Genomic DNA, 21,586 nt, shown 5'->3' on the forward strand with positions numbered 1-21,586 from the left:
GGCGGGTGCCGGGTTCAGGCAATCTCCTCTTCGAGTATTTTCACGGGCCGGTCCCACTGGATGAGCACGATACAGCCGGTCTCGCTCCAGACCGAGTGTTCGCTGCCCGGCGCGTTGACGATGTAACTGCCGCTGGCATAATCGCCCGTCTCGTCGGATTGAACGCCATCGAGCACCAGGATGGTCTCGAGCCCCTCGTGGCGATGGCGGGGAACAGAGGCGCCGGGCTCATATTTCAACAGCGCCACGCCTGGCTGATCGCCTTCGAAGGGGCGGATCCAGTGAATGGTGACAGCATCGCGGAAAGGGCCGAATTCCAGCTCCTTCCAGCCGCCTGACGTCAGGCGTTCGCGGGTCGTTTCAGGCATGGGCGATGCTTTCCAGAATGTCGTCGACATGGGCGGTCCAGCCGACGATCGCGCCCTGGGCACGGATCATGGCAATGGCTGCGGCTTTGAATTCGGGGAAATAGCTTTCCGTTGCCTCCTCGGCGAGAAGACATTCATAGCCGCGGTCGTTTGCTTCGCGCATCGTCGTTTGCACGCAGACTTCGGTGGTGACACCGGCAAAGACGAGCTGCTTGATGCCCTTCTGCTGCAGCACGGTGCCGAGCTCGGTCGCATAGAAGGCGCCCTTGCCGGGTTTTTCGATGACGACCTCGCCCTTCACGGGAGCCAGTTCCGGAAGAATTGCCGTGCCGGGTTCGCCCGAGATCAGGATGCGGCCCATCGGGCCCTCGTCGCCGATCCTGAGCGAAGGATTGCCGCGGTCGCGTTTGGCCGGCGGCAAGTCGGAGAGATCAGGCCGGTGGCACTCCATCGTATGGATCACAGGCAGGCCGGCATTGCGGAAGCCCTGGATCAGGCGTTTGACATCGGGCACGATCCTGGTGATGCGGCTGACATCATTGCCGAGGCTGGCACCGAAGCCGCCCGGCTCGGCGAAATCGCGCTGCATGTCGATGACGATGAGGGCGAGCTCATCGTGCTTCACCGGAAAGGCGAAGGGTTCTGCCTTGATCCCCATCATCAATGATGCCCCGCCATGTGGGCGCCGATCACGCCGATATCGGCCGAGCGCGCCGGTGTCTCGTAAACCAGCCTGCCTTCCGAAATGACCATGATGCGGTCGGACATCTCGAGCAGTTCGTCGAGGTCTTCGGAAAGCAGCAGCACGGCGGCACCTAAATTGCGTGCTTTCATGATGCGGGCGCGGATTTCGGCAACGGCCGAGAAATCGAGGCCGAAACAAGGGTTCGAGACGATCAGCAGATCGACCTCGCCCGTCAGTTCGCGGGCGAGCACCGCCCGCTGCACGTTACCGCCCGAAAGCGCTGCGATCGGTGAGGAGGAAGAGGCCGTCTTGACCTTGAAGTCGGAGATCAGCGCCGAGGCACGCTTCTTCATGCTGCCCTTGTTCAGCCAGATCGCGTCCTTGCCGTCCAGCTTCAAGTCGAAGGTGCGGAACGCAAGGTTCTCGCTCACGGTCATCTTGGGTGCGCAGGCATTCTGCAACGGCTCTTCGGGGATGAAACGCACCTTGTTCTTGCGGGTTTCCCCACGGGTGGCGCCGTAAGTCTCGCCATTGACCATGACCTCGCCGCTATCGGTCGGGCGCTGGCCGGCCAGGATTTCCGTCAGCTCCTTCTGGCCGTTACCCGATATGCCGGCGATGCCGACGATCTCGCCGGCGCGGACCGTAAGCGTATCAATCTCGATCGTCTTCAGGCCGGAGCGATCCGGAGCTTTCACCTGGCTTACAGTGAGCACGGATTTGGCCGCTTCCGCCACCGGCAGACGGCTGTCGAGCTCGGCGAGCTTGACGTCGCCGATCATCATCGCCGCCATCTCGGCGGTGGAGAGCTCGCCGACCTTGCCGGTGCCGACCAGCTTGCCGCGCCGCAGGATCGAGACGGCATCAGCGAACTTCGTCACCTCGTGGAACTTGTGGGAAATCATCAGCACGGTGAGCTCGCCGCGCTCGGTCATCCCGCGCACGATGCCGAGCATCTCACCGGCTTCGGCCGGCGTCAGCACCGAGGTCGGCTCGTCGAGCACCAGGAAGGAGCGGCCGAGATAGAGCTGCTTGACGATTTCGAGCTTCTGCTTTTCGCCGGCCGCAAGCTCGCTCACCGGCCTGTCGAGCGGGATCTTGAACGGCATGCGCTCCATGAAACCCGCCAGATCCTTGCGTTCCCTGGCCCAGTTGATCACCGCGGGTACTTCGGTGCGGCTGATGACCAGGTTTTCCGCGCCGGTCAGAGAGGGAACCAGTGTGAAATGCTGGTAGACCATGCCGAGCCCATAGGCCGCGGCATCCTTGGGTGAGGCGACCGCCACCTCGCGGCCATCGACCGACAGCGAGCCTGACGTGGCGTGATAGAAGCCCATGATGCATTTGACGAGCGTCGACTTGCCAGCGCCGTTTTCGCCGAGAAGCGCGTGAAAAGAGCCGGCCGGAACGGCGATCGAAACGTTGTCGAGCGCGGTGAACGAGCCGAAGCGCATGGCCATGCCGAGCGTATCGATGCCGACGGCCTTGCCGGCTTGCGGAAGGGGCGTGTCGCGGACTGTGCTCACTTCATTGCTCCTTTTCGACGATGATGGCGACGGGACCGCCGCCGGGCGGACCCTGGTGTTCGGCGCCGCCGGACACATAGAGATCGGTAATGCCGAAGATGCCGGCGAGAACGCCGCCGACGAAGGCACGGGCATGGCGGGTGCCTGCAATATCCGAGTCATCGAGCATCGTGTGGCGCCTGCCGCCGATCCTGCCGGACGGGTCCGGCTCGGCCTTGGCGAGAACCGCCGCCAGCCGGCTGTTTTCCGGCAGGCGTTCGCGGGCTTTCCTGACGGAATGCGCGTCGATCGCATCCCGCATGACCGCGTGGTCGATCGACAGCGGACCGGACCATTTTGCGCTCATGCCGAGGACGATGATTTCGTGATCGGTGAGTTCGACCCCGGACGAGGTTGAGGCGCAGCGGGAAAAGAGATCGAAACGTGTGCAGATGTCGGCATCGTTGATCGATGTCGCATCTATCTCGCCGAGTGCCACGGCGACGCCGAGAGCCGAAGCGCCGCGCGAGAGGCCCATGGATTTCAGCGTGTCGTGGGTTGCGACCTTCCTGCCTGCTGCCTCGGCCTCGGCAATCCGGCGCGAGGTGAGCAGCGGACACTTGATCTGCACGAAATGGGCATCGGCGGGATCATCGATGCCGGCATCCCTCATCGCGGACTTCACGCCTTCGGCAACGAGCAGGATCTGTTCCCGGCGCCCGAGATGTTCGGGGGGCAGCGCGGGGGTACGCGACACACCAATGGCAAGCGCCCGTTCGCCCGAGGTTTCTACGGTTTCACGCGCAAAAACCGTCCAATGCGGCGAGAGCGCACCCTCGGTGCCGCCGGACATGATGATCGAGACGCCGTCGACGCCATATCTACTGAACAATGTCTCGAAGCTGCGGGTGGCATAACCGCGGGTAAAATCATTGACGCAGCCGTTGCCTTCCGTCTTGCCGAGAACGGCGACGATGTTGTTCGCCTGAAGGCCGTTGGCAAAGAGCGCCTCGACGCCGGAAACGTCATCGGGGCCGTCGGCTGGCACGCGAAAGACATGGGCACGCAATGACGGCATCAGGGTAGCGCCTCGACTAGAGCCGCGGAATTGGAGACTGAGCCGAAGACGCCGCCCTGCATCTTCACCATCTTGATGGCGGCGAGGTGGTTTCCGTAGTCGGTCGCACCACAGCAGTCTTCCAGCAGCAGGCACTCGTAGCCGCGGTCGTTTGCCTCGCGCATCGTCGTCGAGACGCAGACATCGGTGGTGATTCCGGTGAGGATAATGTTCTCGATGCGCTTCTGGTTGAGGATGAGTTCCAGGTCGGTGGCGCAGAACGAACCCTTGCCGGGCTTGTCGATGATCGTCTCGCCTTCGATCGGGTAGAGTTCGGGAATGATGTCCCAGCCGGGTTCGCCCCGCGTCAGGATACGGCCGCAGGGGCCGGGATCGCCGATGCCGGCGCCGATGCGCTGCGAGCGCCAGCGTTTGTTGGCCGGCAGATCGGCGAGGTCGGGACGATGGCCCTCGCGGGTGTGGATGATGTGGTAGCCCTTGGCCCGCATGGCGGCCAAAACACGTTTGATCGGTTCGATCGGCGCCTGCACCAGCGACAGGTCATAGCCCATATGGTCGACATAGCCGCCCTTGCCGCAGAAATCCGTCTGCATGTCGATGATGATGAGGGCGGTGTTATCAGGCCGCAGAGCGCCGTTATAGGGCCAGGGATACGGATCGGCGTCGATAAAATGCCCGTTGGTTTCGGCCATCGCGTCCATCATTCTCTCTCCTATTCGGCGGCTGGTTTGAGGGGTTCGCCGTAGCGGCGCATCGGCTTGTCAAATCCGCAGGACGTGCCGTCCTTGACCTTTACCTCGTCTTCCCATGGCAGGTGGTATTTGCCGGCGACAAGGTCGTGCATGTAGGTGTAGGGCGCATCCTGGGCGCCGCCGGCGACAGCGACATAGCCGCGATGGCCGAACTGGTAGATATTGTTCTCCACCCCCCAGCCGAGCCGGGCCTCGCGCACCAGGTCAGGGCGCACCTCGGCGGTGATGATCTCGTTGACGCGGCCGGAGGTGCCGTGGGCGATGATCGTGCCGTCGAAATTGCAGATCATGCCTTCGCCCATGGAATCGAACGTGCCGTCCGAGCCGCACATGCAAACGTTGGCCGTGACCATCAGATTGCAGAAGGCGTTGGCCTGGTTGGTGAAGCGCCAGGCGTCGCGGATGGGCGCCGTGTAGCCGGCCGTGCGGATCATGATTTCGGCGCCCTTATAGGCGCATTCGCGCGCCATCTCCGGGAACATGCCGTCATGGCAGATGATCAGCGCGAGCTTGGCGCCCCCGGGGCCTTCGATGACAGGGATGCCAAGGTCGCCGGGCTCCCAGGGCTCGACGGGGATCCAGGGATGCATCTTGCGGTAATAGAGCTTCAACTCGCCCTGGTCGTCGATGACGATGCCGGAATTATAGGGCATGCCGCCGGGATTGAGCTCCATGATCGAGAAGCAGCCCCAGATCCGGTTGTCCCTGCAGGCCTGCTTGAAAGCCGCGACCTCCGGCCCGTCGAGCGTGCACATGATCTCCGGATTGATGTCCATGGAAAGGCCGTGCAGCGCGTATTCGGGAAAGACGACGAGGTCCATGCCCGGCTGGTTGCGCCGCGCCTTGGCCACCAGATCGGCGATCACCTGCGTCTGTTTTGCCAGGTCCGCTTTGGTGACAGTCACCGGCAGCTGGAGCTGTACCAGGCCGATACCGACGCCGTGTTCGGATTTGTTGAGACCGCCAAGTCCGTTCATCGGAATGCTCCGTTATTTCGTGAGCGACAGCGCACCCGGCGCACCGGCGAGCGAGCGGGTGGGCGAAGAGGTGGCGATCAGGATGACGAGGGTGAGCACGTAAGGCGCGGCGTAAAAAAGGTAGTAGCCTTGTGTGACGCCGACCGATTGCAGCGCCGGGCCGAGCGCGCCGGCACCGCCGAAAAGCAGGGCAGCCAGAAAGCAGCCGATCGGGTTCCAGCGGGCGAAGATGACCAGGGCCACCGCCATCAGGCCCTGGCCCGACGAGATGCCTTCGTTCCATGAGCCCGGATAGTAGAGCGAGAGATAGGCGCCGCCGATTGCCGCCAGCGAACCGCCCACTGCCGTCGCCAGCAAGCGAACCCGGTCCGGGTGGATGCCCATGGCGCGGGCCGCGTCGGTGCTGTCGCCGACGACGCGCAGGATCAGACCGATGCGGGTGTTCTTGAAGGCCCAGAACAGGAAGAGGGTAAGTGCCGCGCCGATGAAAAACAGCACGTTGATATTGAGTGCCGCCTGGACCTGCGGCGTGCTCGACCAGCCGCCGAGCGGGATCGAGGGCAGTTTCGGCGCCACCGGCTGGATGAAGGATTTGCCGAGGAAAAACGCCATGCCGAGACCGAACTGCATCATGGCGATGCCGATGGCGATGTCGTTGACCTTCGGGAACTTGCAGATCCAGCCGTGGATGAGGCCGAAGATCGCGCCCGCCACCATTGCGGCCAGCACGCCGAGGGTCGGCGAGCCGGTCATGACGGCCACCGCATAGGCCGTCATGGCGCCGAAGACGAGCGTGCCTTCCAGGCCGAGATTGATGCGGCCGGAGCGTTCGGTGATCGTCTCGCCGAGGCTGACGAAGATGAAGGGAGTGGAAACGCGGATGGCGCCTGCGAAGATCGCCAGCGGCACGCCCCAGATGCCGATGCCTGTCTCTTCCATCAGAGGCTCCTTTTCCAGAGGTCGGGATTGAAGATCTTGAAGCGGCCGTAGAAGGTCTCGCAGAACAGAATGACGATGAAGAGCGTGCCCTGCAGCACCAGAACCGTCGCATCCGGCAGGCCCATGCGCCGCTGGATGAGGCCGCCCGAGGCGTCGATGCCGCCGAGCAGGATCGCCACCGGAATGATCGCCAGCGGATTGTGCCTGGCGAGGAAGGCGACGAGGATGCCGGTATAACCGTAGCTGGCGGCAAGCGAGGCGTTGGCACTTCCCTGCACCGCCGCCACTTCGATCATGCCCGCCAGGCCGGCAAAACTGCCGGCAAGCGCGGTAAATCCGGCGATCAGCTTGCCGACCGGCAGTCCCTGGATCTGCGCGGCGCGCACGTTGCCGCCGGCGATGCGGGCGGCAAAACCGTAGCTCGTGGCCTCGATCACGATCCAGGAGACCACACAGGCGAGGATGCCGATGACCAGGCCCCAATGCACGTCCATGCCGGGAATATTGCCGAGCATATATTCCGCCGGCAACGGCCTGGTCGACGGCTTGTTGAGGCTTGCCGGATCGCGGAGCAGCCCTTCGACGAACTGGTTCATCAGGGCAATGGCGATATAGGAGAGCAGCAGCGACGAGATGGTTTCGTTGACGCCGCGATAGTGGCGCAGGAAACCGGCAAGGCCGATCCAGATGCCGCCGACCACCATGGCAGCGATCGCCATCAGAATGAGCGTGAGGAAGACAGGCGCAGTGCCGGCGAGCGGCAGAGCCATGGCTGCGGCAGCAACGCCGCCCAGCACGACCGCTCCTTCCCCGCCGATGATGACGAGGCCGAGACGGGCGGGCAGGGCGACGCAGAGTGCCGTCAGGAGAAGGGGTGCGGCACGACTTAAGCTGTTTTGCACCGAAAACCAGCTGCCGAAGCCGCCGGTATACATCAGTTGGAAGAGGGTGGCCGGCGACTTGCCGACCGCCAGAATGAAGAGGGAGAAGAGCGCAAGACCGATCAGAATGGCCGCGAGGCCGATGACAACAGGCTCGGCCCGCCGTGCGATCCATTCGAGGACGGGGCGCAGGGAAGCCGGTTTTTCCGCGATGACTATTGCGGGATCATTGGCCTCGATGGTCATGGCGCTTCTCCCTTCGCGGTTTACGCCGTGGACCCGACAACGCCCTCGACCAGATAATTCATGCTTTCGAGCTCGATCGCGTCTTCGGCGTAGCTCTTGTCGGCAGCCACGACGGTGTCGCCCTTGTTGTCCTTCAACGGTCCCTTGAAGACCGAGAAGCCGCCCTTCATCATGTCGGCCTGCGTGGCCTCAAAGGCCTTGCGGCCCTCGGCGGACACACCGGGGCCGAGCGCGCTCATCTTTACGAAGCCGTCCTTGAGGCCGCCACGCACGAAGTTGCCGAGCTTTTCGCCGGCCTGCGCCTTCTTGACGAAGTCGCCGTAGACGTTGCCCCAGGCCCATTCGGCGCCGGTGAGGTATTTTTCGGGAGCAAGCGGGCTCTGGTTGGCGTGATAGCCGCAGACGAAGGCGCCGCGGCCGGCAGCCGTCTCGACGACCACTTTGGGGCTGTCGACGTGGCAGGTGATGACGTCGGCGCCCTGGTCGACCAGCGCATTGGTGGCTTCGGCCTCCTTGACGGCGAGCGACCATTCGCCGGTGAAGATCACCTGGCAGGTGATACCAGGATCGACTGCGCGCGCGCCAAGCAGGAAGGCGTTGATATTCTGCAGAACCTGCGGGATCGGCTTTGCGGCGACGAAGCCGATCTTCTTGCTCTTCGTCGCATGGCCGGCGGCAATGCCGTTCAGATACTGGCCCTGGAAGATATAGCCGAAATAGGAGCCCGTATTGGCCGGGTTCTTGCCTTCCTGCCAGAGGCCGCCGCAGTGGCGGAACTGGATGTCGGGATGTTTGGCGGCCACGGCCAGCATGTGTGGGTCGAAGTAGCCGAAGGAGGTCGGAAAGAGCAGGGTCGCGCCATCCAGGTTGATCATGGATTCCATGGTCTTCTGGACGTCGACGGTCTCCGGCACGTTCTCTTCTTCGACCAGCGTCACACCAGGCATCGCCTTGATGACAGCCGCACCTTCGGCATGCGCCTGGTTGTAGCCGTAGTCGTCCTTGGGGCCGACATAGATGAAGCCGACGGTCAGCGCGGTTTGGGCTGCGGCGGAGGAGGCGATCAGGCCCGGCATGGCGCCGGCAAGCGCACCGGCAGCGGAAGCCTGGAGGAAATTGCGGCGGTTCATGGAAAGGAGTTTGGTCATCGGAAATGCTCCTTGCGGCGCTGGGCCGGTTGTGAACGGGTACAGAAAAGTGCATGCAATGTATGTGCCAGAAATTAATCTGTTGTTTTTTATAGTTTATCCGTTACCGCAAGATTTGCACGTTGCAAAGTGCATACAGATTGATCGAATTCTTGCATAAAAAGTAATCAATAGATATTTATTGTTCATTGTGACTGCATAGTTCGCACAAAGTCGAGTTATCCGAGGTATCTCGGGCATCAGAAAGTGAAAATTTAACAATATCTTCGCCGCCCGATTTGACTTATCCAGTCTCGAACGTCATCTGTATGCAGAGTGTTGATGTGAGCAGATTCGTATCGTGAAGCAGCCCAGGCGCAGAGAAGTGATCCGTACCGGAACCACCGTCGAACAGATGGTGCGGTCGATTGCCGACATGATCGTTACGGGTGAACTCCTGCCGGGCGCGAAGCTGGACGAGGTGTCGCTTGCGGCTCGTTTCGACGTTTCGCGTACGCCGGTGCGCGAGGCTCTGCGTGAGCTGGGTGCCATGGGATTGATTGCGCGCGAGCCGAACCGCAGTGCCGTCGTGACCAATGTCACCGAGGCTTATCTGCATTCGATGTTCGAGGCGATGGCGGAGCTCGAAGCGATCTGCGCCAGGCTCTCGGCCGAGCGTATGACGGTCGATGAACGGCGCGCGCTGGAGCTGGAGCATCGGGGATCGGTGAGGCTCGTGCATGCCGGCGCGGAAGAAGAATATTCGGCGCACAATACCGAATTTCATACCCGGCTTTATCGCGGAGCGCATAATGATCATGTCTTCGAGATGGTGACTCAGACACGGGCGCGGCTTGCGCCTTTTCGGCGGGCGCAGTTCCGCCTGCCCGGGCGTCTGGCAAAATCCTATGAGGAGCACGGCCGGATCGTCACCGCGATCATGCGCGCGGACGCCACCGCCGCAGGGCAGGCGGCATATTCCCATGTGGAAATTGTCAGCGATGCCAGCGCGGTCTTTGCAACGCCCGGGGAGTAAAGAGGGCGCGACGCCTGAAATCAGGCGCCGCTACGAAGGCGAGAAGACCACGACCGGCAAACGCCGAGGTTATGTCCCGGTCTCTACTCCGCCGCTTCGATGAAGCGGTGGCGTTCGTAGAGGAACTTCAGTACGGCTTCACGGCATTTGAGATATGTCCGGTCGGAGGCGAGTTCGATGCGATTGCGGGGACGGGGCATGGTCACATCGAGCACTTCGCCGATGCGGGCCGCCGGGCCGTTGGTCATCATCACGATGCGATCGGACAGCAGCACCGCCTCATCGACATCATGGGTGATCATCACCATCGTGTTGCCAAGCCGGGCGTGGATTTCCATCACGGCGTCCTGAAGATGGGCGCGGGTCAGCGCATCGAGCGCGCCGAAGGGTTCGTCGAGCAGCAGGATCTTCGGTTCCATTGCAAGCGCGCGGGCGATACCGACGCGCTGCTTCATGCCGCCTGAAATTTCCGAAGGCCGCTTATCCCTCGCATGCGCCATCTGCACGAGGTCGAGGTTGGCCATCACCCACTCATGCCGCTCGGCCTTGGTCTTCGTTCGGTTGAAGAGTTTGGAGACGGCGAGATTGACGTTCTCGTAGACCGTCAGCCAGGGCAGCAGCGAGTGGTTCTGGAAGACGACGGCGCGCTCCGGACCGGGCCCGTTGACCTCACGGTTTTCAAGCAGCACGGCGCCTGCCGAAACCGGCGTCAGGCCGGCGATGAGGTTGAGCAGGGTGGACTTGCCGCAGCCCGAATGGCCGATGATCGAGACGAATTCGCCCGCGGAAATCGTCAGGTTGATGTCCTTCAGGACCTCGGCGCGCGCGCCGCCCCGATCGAAATGTTTGTCGATATGGTCGAGCTTCAGATAGGCGTTCATAGGTGCGCTCCTCAGTTGGCCATGGCGCCGCGGGTGATGAGTTTGCCGAGTGCTGCCACCAGCTTGTCGAGGGCGAAGCCGACGATGCCGATATAGGCGAGCGCGACGATGATGTCCGGAAGGCGCGACGAGTTCCATGCGTCCCAGATGAAGAAGCCGATACCGACGCCGCCCGTCAGCATTTCAGCCGCGACGATGGCGAGCCAGGAGAGGCCGACGCCGATCCTGAGGCCTGTGAAGATGTAAGGCGCTGCCGAAGGCAGCATGATCTTCCAGAAAAACTCGAACTGGTTGAGGCGCAGCACCTCGGCGACATTGCGGTAATCCTGCGGGATATTGCGGACGCCGACGGCGGTGTTGATAATCACCGGCCAGATCGACGTGATGAAGATCACGAAGATCGCCGAGGGGTTGGAATCCTGAAAGGCTGCGAGCGACAGCGGCAGCCAGGCGAGCGGCGGAACCGTACGCAGCACCTGGAAGATCGGATCGAGGCCACGCATCGCCCAGACCGACTGGCCGATGACCGCACCGATGATGACGCCGGTGACTGCGGCAAGCCCAAAGCCATAGAGAACGCGCTGCAGCGAAATGAGCACGCGCCAGCCGAGCCCGATATCCTGGGAGCCGTAGTTGAAAAACGGATAGGCGATCAGGTCATAGCTATCCTGCCAGACCCGATGCGGCGAGGGCAAAGACGCATCCGCCGACGAACAGAGCACCTGCCAGACGAGCAGGATGAGTGCCAGCACGACGACTGGCGGAACGACATTACGAAGTGCGGTCAGTGCCGCTCGACGAAAATCGATCCGCGATCCGTGCTTGCCGGAAAATGGCAGAACCTTTGCCGCCAGCTTGGCAGAGGCGGCCGTGGAGGGACTTTCTTTATTTGCCAGGGCGGACATCAACGTGCTCCTCACGTGAGTGAAAGGCCGGCGCGCCGTCGCGCGCCGGAGCGGGTCAGGAGACAGCCTTGATCGAAAGGCTGTCGAGATAGGCGGAGGGATTTTCAGGGTCGAAGACCTTGCCGTCGAAGAAAGTCTCCTTGCCGCGAGAAGACGATGCGGGAATATCGGCCGCCGCGACGCCGAGATCCTTGGCGGCCTCGCGCCAGATGTCTTCGCGGTTCACCTGGTTGACCAGCGCCTTGATGTCGGTACTCGCCGGCAGATTTCCCCAGCGGATGTTTTCCGTCATGAACCAGGTATCGTGGCTCTTGAACGGATAGGAGGCGCCGTCTTTCCAGAACTTCATATAGAGGTCGGTGGCCTTGACATCGCGGCCATTGCCATAATTGATGTCGCCCTTGAGGCGGCCGAGCACGTCCTTCGTCGGAACGTTGAACCATTGGCGCTTGCCGAGAATGTCAGCCATCTCCGCCTTGTTGTCCATGCTTTCGCACCACTGCTGCGCCTCCATGACGGCCATCAGTAGGGCCTTGGCAGCATTGGGATTCTTTTCGATCCAGTCGGCGCGCAGTCCGAGCGCCTTTTCAGGATGGCCCTTCCAAAGCTCGCCGGTGGTGGCTGCGGTAAAGCCGATGCCCTGGTTGACGAGCTGCTCGTTCCACGGTTCGCCCACACAGAAGACGTCCATGTTGCCGACCTTCATGTTGGCAACCATCTGCGGCGGCGGCACGACGATGGTCGAAACATCCTTGTTCGGATCGATGCCGCCGGCGGCGAGCCAGTAGCGGATCCAGAGGTCATGGGTGCCGCCCGGGAAGGTCATGGCGGCCTTGATCTCCTTGCCCTCCGCCTTCTTTTTCTCGAATGCCGCCTTCAGCTTGGAGGAATCCAGCTGCACGCCGGTCTCGGCATATTCCTTGGCGACGGAAATACCCTGGCTGTCGAGGTTGAGCCGGGCGAGGATAGCCATCGGCACCGGCTTATTGTTCTGCGTCACCTTGCCGGTGTGCATGAGATAGGGGAGCGGCGACAGGATATGGGCACCGTCGATGCCGTTTGCTGCGCCGCCGAGCACGAGATTGTCGCGGGTCGCACCCCAGGATGCCTGCTTGGCCACATCCGTTTCCGGAAGGCCATGCTTGTCGAAAAAGCCTTTTTCCTTGGCGATGATGAGCGGTGCGGAATCGGTGAGAGCGATAAAGCCGAGCTTGGCACCTTTCACCTCAGGGCCAGCTCCGGCTGCGAAGGCGCCGGACGGAAAGGCAGCCTTGACGGCGCCGATGAGGGCAGCCGCTGCGGTCGTCTTGAGCATGCCGCGGCGGGTAAGGCCGCTTGTCGAAATCCCCGTCTGCAAATTCTTAGTCATGCGCAGGTTCCCTCTGCTGGCTGAATTTGGACACAAAAAAACGCCGCCGGAAATTGCGTCCAGGGGATGGGAGAATCCCGGAGCAAAAACCTTGCGACGTCGGTGTCTGTTGTAGGCGCTTATGCCGCGCCTATCTGCGCCGGTCGCCATTGACCGATGCTTCTCAGAACTTGCAAGCAGCGTGCCAATTTCAAGAAGAGACGGTAACGGCATGAAGCAAAAGGAGAAATGCGAAGAATTAACGAATGCCTATTTCTTAGGCTTTGTTATTTTCTGCTTCTGTTTTGTGCGATTGCTAACGTAATCGCAGCCATAGGAGCGCTCTATTTGTGCAGTGCACGCAATATGGAAGTCGCGATCACGCAGACCGCAGAGCGGATTCTGCCCGCCTTATTCGTCGGTATCGCCACCGGGGAAGCTCAAGAGGGGCAGGTCAATGCGTGGCGATTGGCGTAGCGATTGGCCTCGCCATCCCCTCATTTCATTGCAGCAAGGATACGAGGCCGTAGAACGTTGCGGATATTGCTGCAGCCGCCGGCATCGTGACGATCCAGGCTATCACTATGTTGCCGGCCAATCCCCAGCGCACGGCTGAGACACGACGAGCCGCGCCCACTCCGACGATTGCTCCGGTGATGGTATGCGTCGTCGAAACGGGAATACCGAGCCACGTCGCTCCAAAGAGTGTCAACGCACCGCCCGTTTCCGCGCAGAAACCTTGCATGGGGTTGAGCCGGGTGATCTTCGACCCCATGGTATGAACGATCCGCCATCCGCCAAAGAGCGTCCCGAGAGCCATTGCCGACTGGCAGGTAATGACCACCCAGAAAGGCACGTAAAAGGTCGGGCCAAGATATCCCTGACTGAATAGCAGCACCGCGATGATGCCCATCGTCTTCTGCGCATCGTTTCCGCCGTGGCCAAGCGAATAAAGCGAAGCGGACACGAACTGCATGATGCGAAATGTGCGATCCACCGCAAACGGTGTTTGCCGGACGAATAACCAGGAGACGGCGAGCACCAGCACCAGGGCAAGTAGAAAGCCGATGGCCGGGGAAAGGAAAATGGCACCGACGGTTTTTAGAAGGCCGTTCCAGACGATCGAGTTGAAGCCCACCTTTGCCAGACCGGCCCCCACCAGCCCACCGACAAGCGCATGCGACGAGCTCGACGGAATCCCGAAAATCCAGGTGATGATATTCCAGATGATCGCGCCCATGAGTGCTGCGAAGATCACTTGTGGCGAAACGATCGCAGGATCGATGATGCCGGTCCCGAGTGTTTCGGCGACATGCAGGCCGAAGAACAGGAATGCGATGAAATTGAAGAACGCCGCCCAGGCGACGGCATATTGTGGCCGCAGGACGCGGGTGGAGACGATCGTGGCGATCGAATTGGCCGCGTCATGCAGACCATTGAGAAAGTCGAAGAACAGGGCGATAACGACCAGGCCGACCAGCAGCGGCAGAGCGAGGGAGGCATCCATCAGACGTTCTCGATGAGAATGCCGCTGATTTCATTGGCGACATCCTCGAAGCGGTCGACGACTTTTTCTAGCTCTCCGTAGATTTCGCTTCCGATCATGTAGGCCATCGCATTGCCGCTGGCGCCATGACGCAAGAACAGATCCTTCAAACCCTGGTCGTACAGCTCATCGGAACGTCCCTCCACTCGGGTGACTTCCTCCGCGATGGCCGTGAGACGCTGCGCATTGGCTCCCAATCTGTCGAGGAGAGGTATCGCTTCCGCGACAAGGTTTGCCGCCTTGACGATTTCGCTGCCCATCTGCTGCATGAGCGGTTCGAAGCTCGATTGCTCGAACAAACGGATCGTCTTGACTGCCTTGTGCATCATATCGATCGCATCATCCATCGACTGAATGAGGTCCTTGATGTCACCCCGGTCGAAGGGCGTGATGAAGCTTCGTCGAACGGCAAGAAGAACCTCACGCGTGACATCGTCCGCCTCGTTTTCCAATGTGACGATACGTTCGCAGTTTTTCTCAACCTCATTGCCCTTCAGGAGTTGATCGAGGGCGTGCGCGGCGGCAACGACGGTCTTCGAGTGCTTGGAAAACATCTCAAAGAATCTGTCTTCCCGTGGCATCAGCTTGCGAAAAATGCTCATCATGCCTGCGAACCTTCCTCGTGCGGCCGATTGTCATAAATCTGTCATAAACACGCCCAGGCAATTGAAGCAACAAGCAAATTCGGTAATTCATTAGTTATGACGCCGAGCAAAAAAAGCAGGAAGCCTCGACCGGACAAGTCCCAGCCGCTGCTGCGGCAGCTCGCTGCCGTTCCTGAAACGCTGTTCGCCGGTGCATTCCGTCAACAATACGGCGCAATTTGCTTCCGCCACGGCAATGCCGGATCCGAGGTCGAAATCCTGGTGATCACATCGCGCGAGAGTGGGCGCTGGGTCATCCCGAAAGGGTGGCCGATGAAAGGGAAAAAACCTTTCGAAGCAGCAGCAATCGAGGCCTGGGAGGAGGCAGGCGTGCGCGGTTTGGTGAAGAAGAAGCCGGTCGGCCGCTATACTTATTTGAAAGAACTCGACAATGGCGATGTGGCGCCCTGTATCGTCGACATGTTTCAGATTGAAGTCACGGACATCAGCGGCGATTTCAAGGAGCGGGGTCAGCGTATTCTCGAATGGGTGAGCCCCGATGAAGCGGCAAGACGCGTTCGGGAGATCGAACTCAAGTCGCTGCTCGTCCAATTTGAGGCGCACGGCCGCAGGAAACGCGATCGCGGCTGACCACGGGCTTCTTCGCCGACGCGTTACAGCGCCGCGCGTCTTTATCGCTCGAATGGTTCGCCGAGCGAAGCGACGCCGTTCAGTTTGAGCAGGCGGCGGTCAGCGGAGATGATGCCGAGCACGATGATCGTGACAAGATATGGCAGGCTCGAGAGCAGCTGCGAGGGAACGTCCAGTCCGGTTGCCTGAGCTGCCAGCCCCATCAGCGAGACCGCGCCGAAGAGGCAGGCGCCGAGGAAGATACGGCCGGTGAGCCAGGTCCCGAAGACGACGAGGGCAATCGCGATCCAGCCGCGCCCGGCGATCATTCCGTCGGCCCAGAGTGGTGTATAGACCACCGACGCATAGGCGCCGGCGAAGCCGGCCATCGCGCCGCCGAAGGCGATGGCGAGGACGCGGACTGATATCACCGAATAGCCGATGGCGTGAGCGGCCTTGGGATTCTCGCCGACGGCACGGACGATAAGACCAAGCTTGCTATAGGCAAATATCGCCCACAAAGCGAGGGTCGTGGCAAGTGAGATCCACACGACGATGTCCTGGACGAAAAGGCCGCCGACAACCGGCAGTTCCGAAAGCCCGGGAAGGGCAAGCTTGGGGAGTCCCCTGACCGTGAGGCTTTCATAGGTCTTGCCGAAAAGCGCAGAAAGGCCCTGGCCAAGGATGCCGATGGCGAGGCCCGCCGCCACCTGGTTTGCCCGGAAACCCAGCGTGACAAAGGCAAAGAGCAGGGAAAGGACAGCACTGCCGAGCCCGGCGACGACGAAGCCCAGGAGATGCCCGCCGCCCTGATAGACGACGATGAAGCCGAGCACGGCACCGAGAGCCATCAATCCCTCGACCCCGAGGTTGAGGACGCCGGCGCGCTCGGCTACCAGCTCGCCGAGGGCTGCCAGAAGAAACGGTGTCGCAGCCGCCAGCATGCCGGCAAGAATGAACTCGATGGCGTTCATAAGGGGCTCCGGTGAGCGGCGCGGCGCCATTCAAGGCGATAGCGCACGAAGGCGACGGCGATCAGGTAGGCGAGCAGCAGACTGCCCTGGAAGACGCGGACAGCGGCGATCGGCAGATTGGCCGAGACCATGGCATTGTCGCCGCCGATATAGATGACCGCCATGACCAGCGCCGAGACCACGATGCCGATCGGATGCAGGCCGCCGAGATAGGCGACGATGATGGCCGCATACCCATAACCGCTCGCGACCGAACGCTGCAGCTGGCCGAGCGGACCGGCGACTTCGGCAGCCCCCGCAAGACCGGCTGCAAAACCGCCGATCAGCAGCGAAAGCCAGATCGCCCAACCTTCCTTAAAGCCGGCATAGCCGGCAGCCCGCGGCGCCAGACCGCCGACCTGCAGCTTGTAACCGATGAAGCTCCTCTGCATGAAGACCCAGGCCGCGACCGACAAAGCCAGCGTGATGAGGAATGAGACATTGACGCGGGTACCGGCAATCAGGGTCGGCACCATCGCATCGTACTGGAACATCACCGACTGGGGGAAGTTGAAGCCATTCGGATCTTTCCAGGGGCCGAGCAGCAGATAGTTCAGCAACTGCGCCGCCACGAGGCTCAGCATCAAAGAAACGAGGATCTCGTTGGCATTGAGGCGTACGCGCCAGAAGGCGGTGAGAGAAGCCCAGAGAGCGCCGCCGATGGCGCCGAGCAGCAGCATTGCCGGCCAGATCCACTGGCCCGTCGCTTGCGGAAACCAGACCGGAATGGCCGAGGCGAAGATCGCACCGAGAATGAACTGGCCTTCGGCGCCGATGTTGAAGACCTTGGCGCGAAAGCCGATCGCCAGTCCTTGGGCGATGAGAAGGAGCGGACCTGCCTTCAAAAGCACTTCCGAAAATGACGCCCAGGAAAGGAAGGGCTCGAAAAGCATCGCATAGACGACCGCGACAGGATCGCGGCCCATCAAAACGTAAAGGCCGAGATTAAGTGCGATCGCTCCCCCGAGCGCTATGACAGGTGCGCACAGGGCCGCGGCAAGCGAAGCGCGCTCCCGGCGGACCAGGGTGGGAACGAAAGCAAGGGACAAAGCGCTCATATATGGACTTTCTCGGGCGAGGCTTGAGCCCCGATCATGTATCGGCCGATCTCCTCGGGCTTCGTGTCCCGCGTTGCGAGCGGCGGGCTGAGCCGGCCGTGATGCAGCACCTGGATGGAATCGCAGAGCTCGAACAGTTCTTCCAGTTCCTCGGAAATGACGAGGATCGCCATGCCCTGATTGCGCAATGCGACCACACGGCTGCGGATGGCGGACGCGGCGCCGATATCGACGCCCCAGGTCGGTTGCGCCAGGAAAAGCAATTTGGGAGACAGCATGATTTCGCGACCAACGATGAACTTCTGCAGATTACCGCCCGACAGGGTGCCGGCTTCCGCATCCGGGCCGGGTGTGCGCACATCATACTGACGGATGCAATCATCGGTGAACGCCGTCGCCCGCGCCCTGTCGATGAGACCACGCCGCAAAAGCTTGAGCGGATGGGCCGTCAGCAGGCTGTTGAGGACGAGCGACATTTCGGGCACGGCGCCGCGTCCGAGCCGGTCTTCCGGAACGAAGGCAAATCCGAGCGTCCGCCGTGCGGCGGCATCGAGCCTGCCGACATCCATCCCCATCATGAAGATCCGGTCGCGCTGGTCGCGCCCCAGCACCGTCTCGCCTGAAATCAACGCGGCAAGCTCGCTTTGACCATTGCCCGAAATTCCGGCGATCCCGAGGATTTCGCCGGCACGCACCTCGAGGCTGATGCCGGAGAGCGACACAGCAAAGGGATCGTCGGGCTGATAGTCCAAACCGATGATCTCCAGCCGCTTTTCCCCACCAGACAGCGGCAGCGCCGCCATCGGCGCCGGCATGTCATGGCCGATCATCATGCGGGCAAGGTCATGGGCATCATGTTGACGCGGGTCGACATCCCCGGTCACGCGTCCGCCGCGCAGGATCGTCGCCCGGTCGCAGATCGCCCGGATTTCTTCGAGCTTGTGGGAGATCAACAGGATGGAAACGCCGCCGTCGCGCAGGCGACGCAGCGTGTCGAAGAGCCTCTCCACCAGTTGCGGCGGCAGGACCGAGGTGGGCTCGTCGAGGATCAGCAACTTCGGATTGGTCATCAGGCTTCGGATGATCTCCACCCGCTGCCGTTCGCCGACGGACAGCGCATGCACATGGGCAAGCGGGTCGACTTCGAGACCGAATTCCCGTCCAAGCGTCCGAATACGTTCCTTGAGCTCAGCCTTGCGGCCCGGCACGACCAGCCGAATATTCTCCAGAACGGTCAGGGTCTCAAACAGCGAGAAATGCTGGAAGACCATGCCGATGCCATTGCGCCTCGCCTCGGCGGGGGAGGCGAGGCGCAACGGATTTCCTTCCCAGATGACCTCTCCGCCGTCCGGTTGCTCGACGCCGTAGATCAGCTTCATCAGCGTCGATTTTCCCGCCCCGTTCTCCCCGAGGATCGCATGAATCGATTGCGGCGCCACGTCCAGATCGATGGCCTGATTGGCATGGATCTGGCCGTAACTTTTCGAAATGCCGCGCAGCGACAGGAGCGGGGTGGTCATGACTTATTTCGGCAACGGCGTGGACACGCCCTTGACGTGCCAGTTCATGGCGATGATCTCGGGGTCGGCCATGGTCGCACCCGATGCGACAGCTTCGCTGCCGTCGGCCTTGGCGATCGGCCCGGTGAAGGGCGAGAAGCTGCCGTCGGCGATCTTTACCTCGATCTCCTTGATCTTGGTCATCACGTCAGCCGGAATATCAGGATTCCAGTCGACCACCTCGACGACCTTGTCGGCAACGCCGAGGAACGCATTGGCGCCCTTGAACGTGCCGGCGAGATGGGCATCGACCGAAGCCTTGAAGAACGGCGACCAGTCCGTCGCGATGCAGCCGAGATAGGTTTTCGGTGCATATTTCTTCATCGAGGAATTGAGATTGAAGGCGTAGACGCCGGCTTCCTCACAGGCCGAGATGACGGACGGCGTGTCCTGGGCGTTGGAGAAGATCACGTCGCACTTCTGCGCGATCAGGGCCTTTGCGGCTTCCTGCTCCTTGGCCGGATCGAACCATGAGTTCACCCAGACCACCGAGACCTCGATATCGGGCTTGACGGCTTGGGCGCCGAGCGTAAAGGCGTTGATCGAGGTAATGAGCTCGGGGATGGCAAAGGCCGAGACAGAGCCGAGCTTGCCGGTCTTGGAAAGTGCTGCCGCAGCCATGCCGAGCAGGTAGGTACCCTGAAAATACTTGGCGGCGAAGGGCGAGAAGTTCGGAGCGACCTGGAAGCCGGAGGCGTGCAGAACGGTGACGCTCGGATCGCGGCGGGCGATCTGCAAGGCGCCGTTCTGATAGCCGAAAGAGCCGGCGACCAGGAACTTGTTTCCGTCGGCGACGGTCTTGTTCATGATGCGGTCGGCGTCCGGGCCTTCCGCAATATTCTCAAGCACGGTGACCTTCACCTTGTCGCCGTAAGCGGCCTTGATCGGCTCGAGACCGGCGGCAAGTGCGTGCCCCCAGCCAACGTCGCCGACCGGCGAGGGGATTACCAGCGTGATGCCGAGTGGCTCGTCGGCGGCGAAAGCAAGCCGGCTGCCGAGCGCGCCGGCGAGGCCGGTAGCGGCAGCCGCCGTCATCAGATTTCTGCGGGTCAGTTTGGTCATGTTCTCAGTTCCCTCTTTTGGTTTTTTTAAAATTCCACGGTGGAGAGTGCGGCCTCGGCATCGGCAGCCAGCTTGGCTTCGTCGAGCCCGGGAAATTCGCCCTTCTGCCAGACGATGCGGCCATTGATCATGGTCATGTCAGTCGCCATGCCGATGCCGACGCGGGTAATCAGGCTCAGCGGATCGTGGCGCGTGCCGACATAATCCATGCGCCGAGTGTCGATCGCAAACAGGTCGGCGGCCATGCCCGGCGCCAGCCGGCCGATATCGCGCCGGCCGAGCAGGCTGGCCCCCCCTGACGTGCCGTAGCCGAGAAAGTCGACCGGCGGCGGCACGGGATGGGCACGGCTGGAGGAGACGAGGCATTGTAGCATGTAGGCGGAATGCAGGCAGTGCATCAGGTTGGAATTGTCGTTAGAGGCAGCGCCGTCGCAGCCGAGGCCGATGCGCAGGCCGAAGGCGGCCATGGCGGGAATGTCGGTAACCTCAGCGCCGACCAGATAGACCGGTTCTGGGCAATGCGCGACACCGGTGCCGCTCGCGGCCATCTTCCTGAGTTCGTCGTGGTTGAGCTCCCAGCAATGGGCATAGAAGGTATCAGGCCCGGCAAAGCCGAGTTCGTCCAGATAGTCGACCGTGCGCATGCCGTGGCGCGCCTGAATGACCGGGCTTTCGCCTTCGCCGACATGGGTGTGCATCATGACGCCGCGATCGCGCGCCAGCGCCACCGATTCCACGAAAGTTTCGCGGTAGCAATTCACCGGCTGGCAGGGTGCCACCACGACCTGGCGCATGCTGAAGGGGCTGGTATCGTGATAGGTGTCGATCAGCCGGACGCAGTCGGCGATGAATTCGTCGGTCGTTTCCAGCATCTCGTCGGGAATGGTCGAGCCTTCCGACTTCGGCAGGGTGTTGCCGCCGCGGCCGGCATGGAAGCGCATGCCGAGCAGACCGGCTGCTTCGAACTGGCGGTCGATCAACCGCTTTCCGGCGTGCCGCGGGAAATTATATTGGTGATCCAAGGCCGTGGTGCAGCCGTGCTTGATCATCTCGGCCATCGCCGTGACCGAGGAGTGGTAAAAGCACTCCCCGTTGAGCTGCGAAAAGATCGGGTAGATGCGGTCCAGCCACTCGATCACCGAGAGCTTCGTCCAGTCGAGATCGGCGCGGTTGCGCACGAAGCACTGGAAGAAGTGATGATGGGTGTTGACGAGGCCCGGATAGACAAACCAGCCGGCAGCATCCTGCACGGTGGTGCCGGCAGGCAGTGCGTCCGCCCCCAGATTTTCGCCGATCGCCACAATCGCCGGACCGTTGGTCAGGAGATCGACATTGCGGTGGACGACCGGCCCCTTGCCCTCGTCGACGATCACGGCTGCGCAGTTCTTCAGGAGATAACCAGCCAT

21 protein-coding genes are annotated in these 21,586 nt (G+C 61.7%); 2 read left to right on the forward strand and 19 right to left on the reverse strand.

The genetic code is table 11. The annotated features are described in order from the left end of the window. Positions 1–14 precede the first annotated feature (14 nt). The 9 genes from RWK44_RS17970 to RWK44_RS18010 are packed head-to-tail and all read right to left on the reverse strand — an operon-like array spanning position 15 to position 8,579. On the reverse strand, positions 15–368 hold the full coding sequence (locus RWK44_RS17970; RefSeq protein WP_131664809.1) for a cupin domain-containing protein: 354 nt from the start codon (positions 366–368) through the stop codon (positions 15–17). Further along, positions 361–1,029 carry a cysteine hydrolase family protein gene (locus tag RWK44_RS17975; RefSeq protein ID WP_077980813.1) on the reverse strand — a complete coding sequence of 223 codons (669 nt, stop codon included), beginning with the start codon at positions 1,027–1,029 and terminating at the stop codon, positions 361–363. The genes RWK44_RS17970 and RWK44_RS17975 overlap by 8 nt, the downstream gene beginning before the upstream one ends. Beyond that, a complete protein-coding gene (locus RWK44_RS17980) occupies positions 1,029–2,579 on the reverse strand; it encodes an ABC transporter ATP-binding protein (RefSeq protein WP_316029200.1) in 1,551 nt (516 codons plus the stop codon). The genes RWK44_RS17975 and RWK44_RS17980 overlap by 1 nt, the downstream gene beginning before the upstream one ends. 1 nt (position 2,580) lies before the next feature. Then, the gene (atzD, locus tag RWK44_RS17985; RefSeq protein WP_316029201.1) at positions 2,581–3,636 is read right to left on the reverse strand and encodes a cyanuric acid amidohydrolase; all 1,056 of its coding nucleotides are present in this window, start codon (positions 3,634–3,636) and stop codon (positions 2,581–2,583) included. Then, a complete protein-coding gene (gene biuH / locus RWK44_RS17990; RefSeq protein ID WP_020047895.1) occupies positions 3,636–4,337 on the reverse strand; it encodes a biuret amidohydrolase in 702 nt (233 codons plus the stop codon). Before biuH ends, atzD begins: the two co-directional genes overlap by 1 nt. 11 nt (positions 4,338–4,348) lie before the next feature. Beyond that, positions 4,349–5,365, reverse strand: a complete 1,017-nt coding sequence (locus RWK44_RS17995; RefSeq protein WP_316029202.1) for a formamidase — start codon at positions 5,363–5,365, stop codon at positions 4,349–4,351. A gap of 12 nt (positions 5,366–5,377) precedes the next feature. Next, positions 5,378–6,304, reverse strand: a complete 927-nt coding sequence (locus RWK44_RS18000) for an ABC transporter permease (protein ID WP_316029203.1) — start codon at positions 6,302–6,304, stop codon at positions 5,378–5,380. Next, the gene (locus RWK44_RS18005) at positions 6,304–7,431 is read right to left on the reverse strand and encodes an ABC transporter permease (protein WP_221946533.1); all 1,128 of its coding nucleotides are present in this window, start codon (positions 7,429–7,431) and stop codon (positions 6,304–6,306) included. Before RWK44_RS18005 ends, RWK44_RS18000 begins: the two co-directional genes overlap by 1 nt. Before the next feature lie 20 nt (positions 7,432–7,451). After that, positions 7,452–8,579 carry a BMP family ABC transporter substrate-binding protein gene (locus RWK44_RS18010; RefSeq protein WP_077980806.1) on the reverse strand — a complete coding sequence of 376 codons (1,128 nt, stop codon included), beginning with the start codon at positions 8,577–8,579 and terminating at the stop codon, positions 7,452–7,454. A gap of 340 nt (positions 8,580–8,919) precedes the next feature. On the opposite strand from RWK44_RS18010, the gene RWK44_RS18015 reads away from it, so the two are divergent. Beyond that, positions 8,920–9,594, forward strand: coding sequence for a GntR family transcriptional regulator (locus RWK44_RS18015; RefSeq protein ID WP_131664914.1), 675 nt, complete (start codon positions 8,920–8,922; stop codon positions 9,592–9,594). An 83-nt stretch (positions 9,595–9,677) separates the two neighbouring features. Here RWK44_RS18015 and RWK44_RS18020 read toward each other — a convergent pair whose 3' ends face one another. The 5 genes from RWK44_RS18020 to RWK44_RS18040 form a co-directional block, all read right to left on the reverse strand. Further along, positions 9,678–10,475 (reverse strand): ABC transporter ATP-binding protein, encoded by a 798-nt coding sequence (locus RWK44_RS18020; protein ID WP_168263152.1) that lies wholly within the window; start codon positions 10,473–10,475, stop codon positions 9,678–9,680. Between the two features lie 11 nt (positions 10,476–10,486). Continuing rightward, positions 10,487–11,380: a nitrate ABC transporter permease gene (ntrB, locus tag RWK44_RS18025; protein ID WP_316029204.1), complete on the reverse strand. Its 894-nt coding sequence runs from the start codon at positions 11,378–11,380 to the stop codon at positions 10,487–10,489. 55 nt (positions 11,381–11,435) lie between these two features. Next, positions 11,436–12,749, reverse strand: a complete 1,314-nt coding sequence (locus RWK44_RS18030; protein WP_131664801.1) for a CmpA/NrtA family ABC transporter substrate-binding protein — start codon at positions 12,747–12,749, stop codon at positions 11,436–11,438. Between the two features lie 481 nt (positions 12,750–13,230). Then, positions 13,231–14,235, reverse strand: a complete 1,005-nt coding sequence (locus RWK44_RS18035) for an inorganic phosphate transporter (protein WP_131664800.1) — start codon at positions 14,233–14,235, stop codon at positions 13,231–13,233. Continuing rightward, complete coding sequence (locus RWK44_RS18040) at positions 14,235–14,879, reverse strand: DUF47 domain-containing protein (protein WP_131664799.1); 645 nt, start codon at positions 14,877–14,879, stop codon at positions 14,235–14,237. Before RWK44_RS18040 ends, RWK44_RS18035 begins: the two co-directional genes overlap by 1 nt. A gap of 96 nt (positions 14,880–14,975) precedes the next feature. Between RWK44_RS18040 and RWK44_RS18045 the strand changes: the two genes are divergently transcribed. Beyond that, complete coding sequence (locus RWK44_RS18045) at positions 14,976–15,509, forward strand: NUDIX hydrolase (RefSeq protein ID WP_168282263.1); 534 nt, start codon at positions 14,976–14,978, stop codon at positions 15,507–15,509. Positions 15,510–15,550: 41 nt separating this feature from the next. Here the strand turns inward: RWK44_RS18045 and RWK44_RS18050 are convergent, their stop codons facing one another. From RWK44_RS18050 to RWK44_RS18070, 5 genes are read right to left on the reverse strand one after another with little or no spacing between them, the layout of a single operon-like run. After that, on the reverse strand, positions 15,551–16,462 hold the full coding sequence (locus RWK44_RS18050; protein WP_168282261.1) for an ABC transporter permease: 912 nt from the start codon (positions 16,460–16,462) through the stop codon (positions 15,551–15,553). Continuing rightward, entirely contained in the window at positions 16,459–17,559 is a 1,101-nt protein-coding gene (locus RWK44_RS18055) for an ABC transporter permease (protein WP_221946529.1), read from the reverse strand. Before RWK44_RS18055 ends, RWK44_RS18050 begins: the two co-directional genes overlap by 4 nt. After that, on the reverse strand, positions 17,556–19,079 hold the full coding sequence (locus RWK44_RS18060; protein ID WP_131664795.1) for an ABC transporter ATP-binding protein: 1,524 nt from the start codon (positions 19,077–19,079) through the stop codon (positions 17,556–17,558). Before RWK44_RS18060 ends, RWK44_RS18055 begins: the two co-directional genes overlap by 4 nt. 3 nt (positions 19,080–19,082) lie before the next feature. Then, positions 19,083–20,180 (reverse strand): BMP family ABC transporter substrate-binding protein, encoded by a 1,098-nt coding sequence (locus RWK44_RS18065; protein ID WP_017958144.1) that lies wholly within the window; start codon positions 20,178–20,180, stop codon positions 19,083–19,085. 26 nt (positions 20,181–20,206) lie between these two features. Beyond that, a complete protein-coding gene (locus RWK44_RS18070; RefSeq protein ID WP_131664793.1) occupies positions 20,207–21,586 on the reverse strand; it encodes an amidohydrolase in 1,380 nt (459 codons plus the stop codon).

Origin of the sequence: Rhizobium sp. 25PS6 (assembly GCF_032464655.1) — a bacterium.
Taxonomy (GTDB): domain Bacteria; phylum Pseudomonadota; class Alphaproteobacteria; order Rhizobiales; family Rhizobiaceae; genus Rhizobium; species Rhizobium laguerreae.

Coding starts and splice junctions, on each gene's coding strand:
- RWK44_RS17970 (WP_131664809.1), bottom strand. CDS start 368: ATGCCTGAAACGACCCGCGAACGCCTGACGTCAGGCGGCTGGAAGGAG.
- RWK44_RS17975 (WP_077980813.1), bottom strand. CDS start 1,029: ATGATGGGGATCAAGGCAGAACCCTTCGCCTTTCCGGTGAAGCACGAT.
- atzD (WP_316029201.1), bottom strand. CDS start 3,636: ATGCCGTCATTGCGTGCCCATGTCTTTCGCGTGCCAGCCGACGGCCCC.
- biuH (WP_020047895.1), bottom strand. CDS start 4,337: ATGGACGCGATGGCCGAAACCAACGGGCATTTTATCGACGCCGATCCG.
- RWK44_RS17995 (WP_316029202.1), bottom strand. CDS start 5,365: ATGAACGGACTTGGCGGTCTCAACAAATCCGAACACGGCGTCGGTATC.
- RWK44_RS18000 (WP_316029203.1), bottom strand. CDS start 6,304: ATGGAAGAGACAGGCATCGGCATCTGGGGCGTGCCGCTGGCGATCTTC.
- RWK44_RS18005 (WP_221946533.1), bottom strand. CDS start 7,431: ATGACCATCGAGGCCAATGATCCCGCAATAGTCATCGCGGAAAAACCG.
- RWK44_RS18010 (WP_077980806.1), bottom strand. CDS start 8,579: ATGACCAAACTCCTTTCCATGAACCGCCGCAATTTCCTCCAGGCTTCC.
- RWK44_RS18020 (WP_168263152.1), bottom strand. CDS start 10,475: ATGAACGCCTATCTGAAGCTCGACCATATCGACAAACATTTCGATCGG.
- ntrB (WP_316029204.1), bottom strand. CDS start 11,380: ATGTCCGCCCTGGCAAATAAAGAAAGTCCCTCCACGGCCGCCTCTGCC.
- RWK44_RS18030 (WP_131664801.1), bottom strand. CDS start 12,749: ATGACTAAGAATTTGCAGACGGGGATTTCGACAAGCGGCCTTACCCGC.
- RWK44_RS18035 (WP_131664800.1), bottom strand. CDS start 14,235: ATGGATGCCTCCCTCGCTCTGCCGCTGCTGGTCGGCCTGGTCGTTATC.
- RWK44_RS18040 (WP_131664799.1), bottom strand. CDS start 14,879: ATGATGAGCATTTTTCGCAAGCTGATGCCACGGGAAGACAGATTCTTT.
- RWK44_RS18045 (WP_168282263.1), top strand. CDS start 14,976: ATGACGCCGAGCAAAAAAAGCAGGAAGCCTCGACCGGACAAGTCCCAG.
- RWK44_RS18050 (WP_168282261.1), bottom strand. CDS start 16,462: ATGAACGCCATCGAGTTCATTCTTGCCGGCATGCTGGCGGCTGCGACA.
- RWK44_RS18055 (WP_221946529.1), bottom strand. CDS start 17,559: ATGAGCGCTTTGTCCCTTGCTTTCGTTCCCACCCTGGTCCGCCGGGAG.
- RWK44_RS18060 (WP_131664795.1), bottom strand. CDS start 19,079: ATGACCACCCCGCTCCTGTCGCTGCGCGGCATTTCGAAAAGTTACGGC.
- RWK44_RS18065 (WP_017958144.1), bottom strand. CDS start 20,180: ATGACCAAACTGACCCGCAGAAATCTGATGACGGCGGCTGCCGCTACC.
- RWK44_RS18070 (WP_131664793.1), bottom strand. CDS start 21,586: ATGGCTGGTTATCTCCTGAAGAACTGCGCAGCCGTGATCGTCGACGAG.